The sequence below is a fragment of the Phenylobacterium sp. genome, assembly GCF_044371015.1.
GTDB lineage: Bacteria > Pseudomonadota > Alphaproteobacteria > Caulobacterales > Caulobacteraceae > Phenylobacterium.
In genome coordinates, this window is record NZ_JBILUK010000097.1 from 1 (window position 1) to 11,369 (window position 11,369).

General features: G+C 69.7%; 13 protein-coding genes and 1 pseudogene. 2 read left to right on the forward strand and 12 right to left on the reverse strand.

Features of this window, described 5'->3' with window-relative positions:
• Positions 1-853, reverse strand: an 853-nt coding sequence (locus tag ACIQ3R_RS09820; RefSeq protein WP_397417877.1) for a histidine kinase dimerization/phospho-acceptor domain-containing protein, incomplete at its 3' end; no start/stop codon positions are given.
• A gap of 180 nt (positions 854-1,033) precedes the next feature.
• Between ACIQ3R_RS09820 and ACIQ3R_RS09825 the strand changes: the two genes are divergently transcribed.
• Positions 1,034-1,384 carry a phage holin family protein gene (locus ACIQ3R_RS09825; protein WP_397417898.1) on the forward strand — a complete coding sequence of 117 codons (351 nt, stop codon included), beginning with the start codon at positions 1,034-1,036 and terminating at the stop codon, positions 1,382-1,384.
• 3 nt (positions 1,385-1,387) lie between these two features.
• On the opposite strand, the gene ACIQ3R_RS09830 is transcribed toward ACIQ3R_RS09825, so the two are convergent.
• On the reverse strand, positions 1,388-2,254 hold the full coding sequence (locus ACIQ3R_RS09830) for an aldo/keto reductase (protein ID WP_397417879.1): 867 nt from the start codon (positions 2,252-2,254) through the stop codon (positions 1,388-1,390).
• A gap of 78 nt (positions 2,255-2,332) precedes the next feature.
• Here ACIQ3R_RS09830 and ACIQ3R_RS09835 point away from each other — a divergent pair, with 78 nt between their 5' ends.
• Entirely contained in the window at positions 2,333-3,349 is a 1,017-nt protein-coding gene (locus ACIQ3R_RS09835; protein ID WP_397417881.1) for an XdhC family protein, read from the forward strand.
• Here the strand turns inward: ACIQ3R_RS09835 and glp are convergent.
• The 10 genes and pseudogenes from glp to rplU form a co-directional block, all read right to left on the reverse strand.
• Positions 3,235-4,416: pseudogene (gene glp / locus ACIQ3R_RS09840) on the reverse strand (gephyrin-like molybdotransferase Glp); the annotation flags it as partial. The gene ACIQ3R_RS09835 and the pseudogene glp sit on opposite strands and share 115 nt — an antisense overlap.
• A 10-nt stretch (positions 4,417-4,426) precedes the next feature.
• The gene (gene rsfS, locus ACIQ3R_RS09845; protein ID WP_397417900.1) at positions 4,427-4,810 is read right to left on the reverse strand and encodes a ribosome silencing factor; all 384 of its coding nucleotides are present in this window, start codon (positions 4,808-4,810) and stop codon (positions 4,427-4,429) included.
• A gap of 139 nt (positions 4,811-4,949) precedes the next feature.
• Entirely contained in the window at positions 4,950-5,600 is a 651-nt protein-coding gene (locus ACIQ3R_RS09850) for a nicotinate-nucleotide adenylyltransferase (RefSeq protein ID WP_397417883.1), read from the reverse strand.
• Between the two features lie 8 nt (positions 5,601-5,608).
• Positions 5,609-7,162 (reverse strand): aldehyde dehydrogenase family protein, encoded by a 1,554-nt coding sequence (locus tag ACIQ3R_RS09855; protein WP_397417885.1) that lies wholly within the window; start codon positions 7,160-7,162, stop codon positions 5,609-5,611.
• Between the two features lie 10 nt (positions 7,163-7,172).
• The gene (gene proB / locus ACIQ3R_RS09860; RefSeq protein WP_397417902.1) at positions 7,173-8,312 is read right to left on the reverse strand and encodes a glutamate 5-kinase; all 1,140 of its coding nucleotides are present in this window, start codon (positions 8,310-8,312) and stop codon (positions 7,173-7,175) included.
• Positions 8,300-9,337: a GTPase ObgE gene (gene obgE, locus ACIQ3R_RS09865; RefSeq protein ID WP_397417887.1), complete on the reverse strand. Its 1,038-nt coding sequence runs from the start codon at positions 9,335-9,337 to the stop codon at positions 8,300-8,302. The genes proB and obgE overlap by 13 nt, the downstream gene beginning before the upstream one ends.
• Entirely contained in the window at positions 9,334-9,870 is a 537-nt protein-coding gene (locus tag ACIQ3R_RS09870) for a biotin transporter BioY (RefSeq protein WP_397417889.1), read from the reverse strand. Before ACIQ3R_RS09870 ends, obgE begins: the two co-directional genes overlap by 4 nt.
• Before the next feature lie 74 nt (positions 9,871-9,944).
• Positions 9,945-10,478 (reverse strand): GNAT family N-acetyltransferase, encoded by a 534-nt coding sequence (locus tag ACIQ3R_RS09875; RefSeq protein ID WP_397417891.1) that lies wholly within the window; start codon positions 10,476-10,478, stop codon positions 9,945-9,947.
• Positions 10,479-10,621: 143 nt separating this feature from the next.
• Entirely contained in the window at positions 10,622-10,900 is a 279-nt protein-coding gene (gene rpmA / locus ACIQ3R_RS09880) for a 50S ribosomal protein L27 (protein WP_397417894.1), read from the reverse strand.
• A 37-nt stretch (positions 10,901-10,937) separates the two neighbouring features.
• A partial coding sequence (gene rplU / locus ACIQ3R_RS09885) for a 50S ribosomal protein L21 (protein ID WP_397417896.1) occupies positions 10,938-11,369 on the reverse strand: 432 nt, incomplete at its 5' end.

Sequence of the window (11,369 nt, forward strand, 5' to 3'; positions counted from 1 at the left end):
CCGCCTGTTCGATCACCGCGCGCAGGTCGAAGGCGGTGGCTTCCAGATCGAGGCGGCCAGCCTCGATTTTGGAGAGGTCGAGAACGTCGTTGAGCATGGCCACCAGGCCGTCGCCCGAGCGGAGCATGGTCTCGACATAGCCCTGCTGGCGGGGATCCAGACCCGTGCGCTGCAGCGCGCGCGCCATGCCAAGGACACCGTTCAGCGGCGTCCGCAGCTCATGGCTGACCATCGCCAAGAAGGCGCTCTTGGCGGCGTTGGCGGCCTCGGCGTTGCGATGCGCTTCGGCAAGAGCGCGGGCGTTGCGCATATTGGCTTGGGCGCTGGCGGCCACATAGGCGATCAGCAGGACGAGAGCCACGGACAGGGTGTAGAAGGGCGCGCCTTCAAACCCGCCGAAGCCGATCGGCAGGACCAGCCAAAGTACGACCGGCATTGCGCCCAGGGCCGCCAGAGCGGCTGGTGATCGAAACGAAAAGCCCTGGGCGTGCACCATCAGGCCCACCAGGATGATCATCGCCGCTAGCCGGAAGGCTTCTTTGTCCACCGTCCAGTAGAGCGCAGCCAGGCCGCACCAGGCGGCGCTGGCGAGCGCCATGGACGCAACATAGGCGCGCCGTGCGCGAGGGCTCAGCGCCTGGCCCCGACGGACCGCGCGGGTTGCGTATCGGGTTGCGATTTCAGCGCTGGCGAAGGCGCAGAACCAGACGGAGCCGATGAGCGGGGTGAAGATATAGGCCGTGAGCAGAGCCGCGCCGACGCCGGACAAGATCCGCGTGATCAGCACCGCGCGCACGGTGACTGCGACGGCGTCGAGCCGTTCATCAAACCAGGAAGAACCTTTGGCGCTCATACCCGTTTCACTCACGCCGTCCCCATGCGCGGGTGACCCCGCGACGGCCTGTCAAGACACAGTGGCAACGAGAGGTGAACATACCCTTGTCCTGGACATCTGGCGCCAATGTGGTTGACGCGGGAGGCGAGGGTCCCGACCTATGTCCGTACAGATTCCAGTCGGATGAGGCGCCTGATGCTGGCTAAGTTCCTCTTGCGCGCGGTGTTCGCCGCTTTTGGCTTGTGGGTCGCCTCGCGGATCGTTCCGGGGGTGACCGTGGTCGATACCGGCGCTCTGATCCTGGCGGCGCTCCTGCTCGGCGTGGTCAACGCTATCGTACGGCCGGTCGTGACGATCCTGACCCTGCCGCTAACGATCATCACACTGGGGCTGTTTCTGCTGTTGGTGAACGCCGCGATGGTGGGGCTGGTGGCCTGGCTGATCCCTGGCTTCCGCGTCGACGGTCTGATCGCCGGCATTCTGGTGGCGATCGTCACCGGCGTGGCGAGCTGGCTCGGCGGGTTGGCCCTCAGGGACGACCGGAAATAACGATCAGGCGGCCGCCCACTTCAGGGCTTCCGGGTCGTCGATCGCCATTTCGTCCCAGTCGAGGTCCGGTGGCGGGCTCAAGGCGGCGGCGACCACGGCGCTCATCTCAGCTGCGGTGGCGGCGGCGACCAGGACGGCTGAGGCCTCGGGTCGGCTGAGCGCAAAGCCCAGCGCCGCCTGCAGAGGATCGGATCGGCCCTCGGCGATCAGTCGGCGAGCGCGGGAGATGCGTCCGGCGGCGGCGCGCAGGTGGCTGGGCGCCCGGTCGGGCGGGAGGAACAGCACGCCGTTCAGGAAGATGGCGCGCAGATGCACCTCGATACCCATGTCGGCGATGGTCGCGAGGGAGCCGTCCAGCAGTAGACGCTGATCGAGCAGCGATGCCGGCGCCTGGACCACATCGGGGCGGAAGTGGCGGGCGACGCCGACCGGATCGTCGGAGGCGTACATCGGCACGCCAATGCGTTTGCAGACGCCCGCATCCTTCAGCGCCCGGAGCCGATCCCAAAGGGCGCCGCCGAGCGGCTGAAAGAGATCGGTGGCCGAGGGCGCCAGGACGGTGTCGACACGGTCGACGCCCAGTCGCAGCATCTGAGCGCGTATGTCGGCCTCGACCGCCTCGGCGCCACGGTCTGGGCGTTGGGCGGTGAGGGTCAAACGGAATGGGCTCGGGCGGGGCAGGGCGCCGCGCAGCGAGCCGTCAGCCTGGGCGGGCTGGCGGGCGACATCCAGCACCGACAGGCCGGCGCGGCCCGCGATGGCCAGGATGTCGCGCGCTTCGAGCTCGCGCGGGCGGCCGCGCGCACCCGGAGGCTGGTCCAGGGCGAACTGACCGGTCGAGAGGCCGAGCTTGCAGAATGAGGAGGGCATCTGGGACCGAAAGCCTTGGTCAAACCCGCAGGAGCCGCCATCTTGGGCCGCGAAAGCTAAGAAGGCGTATCCGAGCCCGTGACCCCTGCTGACAGCGATTGGACGCTTCCGGAGTGGCCGGTCTTCGGCCTCGACGAAGACATTCGCCCGGCCTTGGCGCGTGCCGTCGACGCCGGCCGACCGCTGGTCCTGGCGACGCTGACGGCGGTTGATGGCGGCGGCCCTCGGCCGGCGGGAACCCAGATGGTTTTCGCCGAGGAGATCGTCGCCGGCTACTTCTCGGGCGGCTGTGTCGAAGGCGATGTAGCGGGTCATGCGCGCGCCTGCCTTGCGGATGGGGTTCCGCGCACGCTGGTCTATGGCGAGGGCAGTCCCTGGCCTGATATCCGCCTACTCTGTGGCGCCCGGATCGAGATCGTGTTGGAGCGGCTGGCGGCGGACGATCCGGTGCTCTTGGCGATGCTGGCGGCGTGGCGGTCGCGGCAGCCCTTCATCTACGCCAGCGACCGGGTGTCGAAGACCTATGAGCCGACACCCCGCCTGGTGATCATCGGCGGCGACCCGACCGCGCTGGCGATCGCAGAACTGGGTGTGAAGTCAGGCTTCGAGACCACGCTGGTGCGACCCAAAGGCCCTGAGGGATCCCCGCCCGTGGCTGGCCTCGCCTATCGCCGCGAGGCGCCGGCGCAGGCCCTGGCTGCGATCGGGCTGGATCCCTGGACCAGTGTCGCCATCGCGACCCACGACATCGACACTGACCGGGAAGCCCTGGTGGCGGCGCTGCCGACCCAGGCGGCCTATGTGGGCCTGCTAGGCGCCCGGCGACGACTCGACGGCCGACTGGCCGAGCTCGGCGCGTTGGGAGTCTCGGCGGCGGCGATCGCCCGGCTGCGTGCGCCCATTGGTCTGGATATTGGCGGCAAGGCGCCCTTCGAGGTGGCGGTCTCGGTGATCGGCGAGATTACCGCCCTGCGCTATGCGCGGGCCAACGGCAGCACCTCGACAACCGCGCCGGCCTCGGCGCCGGCCGCGCCGGCCGGGCGGCGCAACAACGCATCGGCGGCGGCGAAGACGCTGACCAGCGAAGAGTCCTGATCCTCGGCGGGCTGCACGGTCAGCGCGCCGTCGGTGTTCGCGAGCCGGGCGCGCATCCAGTGCTCGCGCGGGCCGTTGGCCCCAATCGGGCGGGCGAGGCGGGCCTTTGCGAGCGCGCGCGGCGCGGCGCCCTGCATGACGTCGAGCAGCGGGCGGAGGAACAGTTCGGCGCAGACCAGGGCTGAGGCCGGATTGCCCGGCAGGCCCAGCATCAACCTCCCGTCGCCCATTACGCCGAAGAAGGTGGGCTTGCCCGGTCGCACGTTGACGCTGGCGACGCGCATGTCGAGGTCAAGCGCGGCGGCGGCGGTGCGGACCAGGTCGTGGTCGCCCACGGAGGCGCCGCCAACCGTCACCACCAAGTCGCCCTCGGCGGCCCGCAACGCGGCAATTGTAGCGTCGAGGTCGTCACGGACCGGCTTCGTGCGTGTCACCAAGGCGCCCCAGCCCTCGGCCAGGGCGAGCAAGGCGCGGGAGCCGGAGTCGTAGATCTGGAACGGTCCCGGGATGGCGGGCGCCTCGATGATCTCCTCGCCCGTAGAGAACAGCGACACCCGCGGTCGGCGCGTCACGGACAAGGTCGCGCGCCCGGCGGCGGCGGCCAGCGACAGGCGCCAGGGATCGATCCGGGTTCCACGCGTCAACAGCACGTCGCCCGCATGAAAGTCGCCGCCGGCCGGCCGGAGGTGCTGACCCGCAGGTGTGGCGGGCGTGCGAACGGTTTCGCCCTCCCGTTCCGCGTCTTCCTGAATGACGATGGCATCGGCGCCGTCCGGGACGGCCGCGCCGGTGAAGATCCGCACGGCCTGACCGGAACCCAGTTCGCCTTCGAAGGCATGTCCGGCGGCGCTCTCGCCTGCGATCCCAAGGGCGCCCGGCGTCTCGGCGGCGCGCACGGCCCAGCCGTCCATGGCCGAGGCGGCGAAAGGAGGCTGATCACGAATGGCGGTAACGTCTTCGGCCAGCACCCGGCCGGGCGCGAGGGCGAGATCCACGACCTCGGCCGGCAGGAGCGTGGCGGCGGCGAGCATCCGCGCCCGCGCCTCTTCGACCGGCAGGAGCTTCATGGGATGCGGTTCAGACCGCCGCGAGGGCGGCGGAGGGCGGCTCGACCGACCAGATCTTCTCGATGTTGTAGAAGCTGCGCACTTCGGGCCGGAACAGGTGAACGATCACGTCGCCAGCATCGATCAGCACCCAGTCAGCGGCGGGCATGCCTTCGACCCGGCAGCGGCCATGACCGGCGTCCTTGAGTGCGCGCAGAAGATGGTCGGCCATGGCGCCTACGTGCCGTTGCGAGCGGCCCGAGGCCACAACGAGGCCGTCGGCCATCGGGCTTTTGCCCTTGAGGTCGATGTACACGACGTCCTGAGCCTGGTCGTCGTCGAGCTTGGCGAGAATGAGGTCTTCGAGGCTCCCGATAGACTCCTGGATAGGGTCCGGCTCCGGAGCGGCGGCTATGGCTTTCGCTTTCGCCTTGGGCGACGCCGCAGTCTTGCGGGCCGCCGGTTTGCGCGGGGTTCGCGCAGGTTCGAGGGTCAGCGGGGTTCTCCTTGGATGTCCACGCGAGGGACATCCTTAGCACGGAATACGCGTTTGGTCAGCCGCGCATGCGGGCGCGAAGCTGGGTGGACGATTGGAAGTTCAAAGGCCCGCGCAGGAACACCCAGGCCGGTGGCGCCGCAGCAGGAAGACTGCCCGCATTCAGCGACGATCGCCGGAAGCGCGCGAACCGCCGGGCCGCGGGCGACAGGCGGCTCTTCAGCGAGATCCACGGCCGAGACACCACCGCTACCGGGACTTCGCGCAGGATTTGGGTCCAGCCTCGCCAGCGATGGAAGGTGGCTAGGCTGTCGGCGCCCATGATCCAGACGAAACGCACGCCGGGGTGCCGGGCCTTTAGCGCCCGCAGCGTGTCGATCGTGTAGACCGAATCCAGCCGGGTCTCGGCGTCGGTGACGATCATCGTCCGACCCCGCGCCATCCGCCGGGCGCCGGCCATACGCTCCGCCAGCGGGGCGGTCTCCCTGGAGGATTTCAGCGGGTTCTGCGGCGACACGAGCCAGATCACCCGATCGAGCGACAGCCGCCGACGGGCGGTCTCGGCCACATGGGCGTGGCCGTCATGGGCCGGATTGAACGAGCCGCCAAACAGGCCCACTCGCATGCCGGGCTTCAGCGTGAACCCCAGCCGCAGGGCGGCGGGTCGTCCGGCCAGCGGCGCGCGCCGCGCGGGGCCTGCGAACCACATGCGACCGGTCAGGCTTTGCGGGGCGGGGTCGGCTGGCCCCCGCGGTCGAGATGGATGTCGTTCTGCCGCACCCGGGTGCGGACGGTGAACACTCCGTCGCCCGCCAGCACTGCGCCGCGCGCAAAGAGGCGCCCGGTCTCCCAGTTGGAGAGCCCAAGTTCGGGGCGGCCCAGGGCATACTGACCGTCCACCCAACGGGTGAAGCCGTCGCCGACGAAGGGGGCGTCCACCTCGGCGTAGAAGCGCGCGTGCGCCGATGGATCGGCGGAGATCAGCGTAGCCACGAGACGCGGGCTGAGCGCGTTGAACAGGCGCACGGCCTCGTCCAGATCGGCCACCACCTTGAGGGTCACCTCGGGCGTCGCTTCCCATTCCCACTCGCGGCCAAGTTCGTTGTCGGCGATGGGCTCGACCACCGCCTCCTCGACCGGGCCCCCAGCGCGATGGATCGCCGCGCGGCGGGCGCGCCAGGCCTCGGGAATGCGGCCGAGGTCGGCTTCCGCCACATGGAGCTTAATCCCTTTGCGTCGGCGGCCGGCGGCGTCGAGCGCTTCCAGCACCACTGGGATCAGGTCATCGGCGCGCTCGCGCACAAGGCAAAGGACATTCAGCGTGTTGCAGACCTTGCGATCCAGCGAGTGGTAGACGGCGGCGTAGAGCCGCTCGGCGTCTGCGGTCGTATCGGCCACCATCCAGGCGCCGCCAGTTCCGTGCAAACTTACGGGCGTGCCGGTTTGCCGCGCGATGGCGCCCAGCTGGGCTACCGCGGGGCCTGAACCTCGGGCTACGGCCAGCGAAAGACGCGGATCGGCCAACATCGCCCAGCCCGCAGCATGGGCCGGAGAATCCACCAGAGCGGCGGCGCCCGGCGGCAAACCCGCTTCGGCCAGGGCGGGATCGAGCGCGGCGACGACGATGGCGCGCGCGGTGCCGAGCGCGTCGGATCCGATCCGGAAGACCACTGTATTGCCCGCGCGCAGCACGCCCGCGGCGTCGGCGAACACATTGGGACGGCCCTCGAAGACAAACCCAACCACGCCCAGAGGGGCGGAGGCTTGTTCCACCGTCCATCCCGGATGGGCAACGGTTTCAATCGTTCGGCCTCGCGCGGGCGGCTGGTCGCGCCAGGCCCGAAGGCCCGCAACCATGTCCGCGCGCATGACGTCGGAGGCCGCGAGACGGGTTGTTGAACGGCCTCTTGCTCGGGCGCTCTCCACGTCCCCGGCGTTAGCCGCCGCGATCCCAGCCCAGATGGCGTCGTCGGCCAACCTGTCGGCAAAGGCAGCAAAGAAGCGCGAAATCGCCGCGTCGCTGACCGCGCTCATGCGCGCGAAGGCTGCGACCGCGCGATCCACCGCCTCGGCGGCGGCGGCGTGCTCGCCCGCCGGCACACGCAGCAGATCGCCGGTGTCCTGCACCACCAACAGCCGGTCGCCCGGTCGGAACTCGGCGGCCAGTTCGGCGCTGACGAACGCCACCCGGTCGCCGCCGAACGGGATGGCCTGGCCGGGCGCCAGCGCCTCCAGCCGCTCGCTCGATCGTGTCACGCCGCCGTCGTCCATGGTCCGATCCTTAGGCCGCGACGGACGGCGGAGCTAGCGCCAGATCATCGGCATGGATCACTGGGCCGGCCGTATAGCCGAGCGCCGGCTCGACCGCGCCGGACTTGAGGCCGCAGATGCGCTGGGCGTGACCCGCCTCATAGCGCACCAGTCCGCGGCCGATCTCCTGGCCGTCCAAATCGACGATGCGCACGCAGGCGCCCTTTTCGAACACGCCTTCCACAGCCGTCAGGCCCGCGGCCAGCAGGCTTTTGCCGCGCTTGAGCGCGCCCGCCGCGCCGGCATCCACCACCAGCGTCCCGGCCGGGGCCAGAGCGCCTGCAATCCAGGCTTTGTAGGCGGCCTTGGGGGTGGTGGCGGGCTCGATCACCGTGGACAGCGCGCCGGCCTCCAGCGCCGCCAGAGGACGCGACCGCGAGCCCAGGGTAATGATGGTGGCGCAGCCGGCCTCGCTGGCGATCCGCGCGGCCTCGATCTTGGTGGCCATGCCGCCGGTGCCGACGTCGGCCTGGGCGTTCGCGCCGCCGGCCATCGCCTCGATCTGAGGCGTCAACTGGCTGACGCGAGGAATGTGCGTCGCCGTCGGATCCGCGCGCGGATCAGCGGTGTACAGCCCGTCTATGTCGGACAGCAGCACCAGAACTTCCGCGCTGACCAGCTGGGCGACGCGGGCCGACAGACGGTCATTGTCGCCGACCCGGATCTCTTCGGTGACCACCGTGTCGTTCTCGTTGATCACCGGGGTGACGCCCAACGCCAGCAGCGCCTCAAGCGTCGCCCGGGCATTCAGCCAGCGGCGACGTGTCTCGGTGTCTTCGCGGGTCAGCAGGACCTGGGCGCAGATGGCGCCGTGCGGCTCAAGCGCCGCCTCCCAGGCCCGCATAAGCGCCGACTGGCCGGCGGCGGCGGCGGCTTGCTTTTCCGCCAGGCTCAGACCGCGGCGACGCAGGCCGAGGCGGCGGCGGCCCAGCGCCCCGGCGCCCGACGAAACAATCAGCACCTGTTGGCCCCGCGCCCGCAGCGCGGCCACATCCTGCGCAAAGGCGGCCAGCCAGGCGCTGTCGGCGGCGCCATCCTCACCCACCAACAGGGCCGAACCCACCTTGATCACGATCCGCCGGGCGGCGGCGATCTCACTCACGGCCGCCAGGTCTCCTCCGCGGCGGTCGGCGCGGCGGCCTCCGCCTTGGCCTCGCGGACCAGCCCATAGGCTTCTCGCAGCACCTCGGTCACACCCTGGCCGGCCACGCCGGAAACCAAACGGACGGGCGCCTTGGCGGCGCGGGCCAGCTTCTTCTGTCGCGCCTTGCAGGTCTCGGGGTCGAGCGCGTCGATCTTGTTGAGCGCCAGGACCTCGGTTTTCTCGCCCAGGCCTTCGCCATAGGCCTCCAGCTCACGACGCACCGTGCGCCACGCCTTGACCACATCCTCCTGCGTGCCGTCGACCAGATGCACCAGCACTGCGGTCCGCTCGACATGGCCCAAGAACCGGGTGCCGATGCCAGCGCCCTCATGTGCGCCTTCGATCAGACCGGGGATGTCAGCCAGGATGAACCGCTCTCCGACTGAGAGATCAACCATGCCCAGATTGGGCGCCAGCGTGGTGAAGGGATAATCGGCGATCTTGGGTCGCGCGGCGCTGGCGGCGGCCAGGAACGTGGACTTGCCCGCGTTGGGGAGCCCCACCAGACCCACGTCTGCGATCAGCTTGAGCCGCAGCCAGAGGGCCAATTCCTGGCCCTCGAGCCCGGGATTGGCGTGACGCGGCGCCTGGTTCACGGGACCCTTGAAGTGGGTGTTGCCGAAGCCGCCGTTGCCGCCTCGCGCCAGCAGGACCCGTTGCCCGGCATGGTCCATGTCAACGATCAGGGCCTTGTCCTCGTCCAGCACCTCGGTGCCGACCGGCACCTTCAGGACCACATCGGCGCCGGCCGCACCGTGGCGGTTCCGGCCCATCCCGTGGACGCCGGTGCCCGCCCTGAAGTGCTGCTGATAGCGGTAGTCAATAAGGGTATTCAGGCCCTCGACCGCCTCGATCCAGACATCACCGCCGCGTCCGCCGTCGCCGCCGTCAGGTCCGCCATATTCGATGAACTTCTCACGCCGGAACGAGACCGCACCGCCGCCGCCGTCACCCGAGCGGACATAGACCTTGACCTGATCGAGGAACTTCATCGGGTCAGCGCTCGCACGGTTAGGGCCGCCGCCAACGACTTCAGCGCCGCGCCGGGCAACAGCGGCAGGATGCCGCTTTCGAAAGCGGGTCCCGGGCTCATGAAGCTGGCGAGGCCCGCCCACCCGACCATCAGCACCATCACATGGCCGGCGAGGAAGAGGGCGGCGAGCGGCGCCCAGCCCTTAACCCGTATCGCGCCGCGCCCGCAGACCCATGCGGCCACCGCCATGCCGGCCAGGAAGCCCGCCGTGTGTCCGATCACGGCGCGCCAGCCACCGGAGCCGCCGGACAACACCGGCAGACCGAACGCGGCGCAGGCCAGCCACGCCAGCACGATCGCCAGGCCCAGCCGCCCGCCGAATAGACCGGCCAGCACGAACAGCACATAGGTTTGCAGGGTGATCGGCACGGGCCCGACATCGAACGCCACCCGCGACGCCGCGGCCATCGCCACCACGCCGCCCACCACGACCAACGCTTCCAGGAGCGCCGAACGGGAGCCGGTAGCGGGACGGAAGAGCGCGGCGGTCATGGGCGAGCGGATACCACAATTGGCGCGTTGCGCCTCAGGTTTGGACATCCTGCGGCCAGGCGAGGTCACGGAGATCATGCCAGCCAGACCATGCGCCGTGACCGCGCGGGTTCGCTGCGGCCCAGGCTGGTCGCGACGTCGATCTCGCCGGTGTAGAGGAAACCAGCCTTGATCAGCACTTGGCCCGAGGCGTTGTTGTCGTCGAAATGGCCGGCCCAGACCGCGCGGCGGCCCCAGGCCGCCGCGGCCCAGCGCAGGGCGCCGACAAGCGCCTCAGTCGCGTAGCCACGCCCCCAGAACGGACGGCCGAGCCAGTAGCCGACCTCGGTCTGTTGCGGGCGACGCTCGTCGAAGCCCAGAACGCCCACCAGACCGAACTGACGATCCTCGACGGCGAATGTGCGGTTGCGGCGCGGATCCTGTGCGGCCACGGCGCTGAGAAACGCCTCGGCTTCCGCAAGACCATAGGGGTGCGGCAGGCGCGCGGTGTTGCGCGCGATCACGGGGTCGTTGGCCAGTTCCGCGATCAGCGGCGCGTCCGTGGCGACCGGCGCCCGAAGCACCAGCCGATCGGTCCCGATCTCGGGCCAACGTTCGACTGCACACATCTCAACTGCCTCCCGGCCCCTTCTGTAGAGGCCCAATGAACCCGGAAACGAAAGCGGGGAGCCCGGCTGACCGGACTCCCCGCTGGGTCGTCTTGTCCGGTTCGCCTCTGGTGGAGCGCGGAACCGGAGAGAGGAGGTTCCGCCTATTCGGCCGCCATCACCTTTTCATTGGCCGGCGCCACGGTGGCGTAAGTGCGGTTCTTGGCCTTGGTTACGAACTTCACCACGCCGGTGACGAGCGCGAAGAGGGTATGGTCCTTGCCCATGCCCACGCCGTCGCCCGGCCAGAACTTGGTGCCGCGCTGACGCACGATGATCGAGCCGGCGTTGATCGCCTCACCGCCGAACTTCTTCACACCCAGGCGGCGACCCGCTGAATCGCGACCGTTGCGCGAGGAGCCGCCGGATTTCTTGTGAGCCATGGTGGCCTCCTGATCGTTCTAGAGGGTCGCCGGCCGATTACTCGGCGGCGGCCTCTTCGGTTTTCGGCGCGGCTTTCTTGCGAGGCGCAGCCTTCTTGGGAGCGGGTGCGGCTTCGGCGACGGGCGCCGCGACTTTGGCCGCCTTCTTGGGCTTGTTCAGCGTGGCGAAGTCGAGGCCGCGCGCTCGAGCGTCGAGCTCAGCCTTGGTGACCATTGAGACTTCTCCGTCCCACTTGGTCTCCTTGCCGCCGACGGTGATGCCGGTGACGCGCAGCACGGTCTCGGACTGGCGATGTCCCTGCGTGCGGCGATAGCCTTGGCGACGAATCTTCTTGAAGATCTTGATCTTCTCACCGCGCCGGGTCTCGACCAGCGTAGCGGCGACAGACGCGCCATCAACCAGCGGCGCGCCGACGGTCACGGCCTCGCCGTCGCCCAGCATCAGCACGTCCCCGAAAGCCACAGTGGC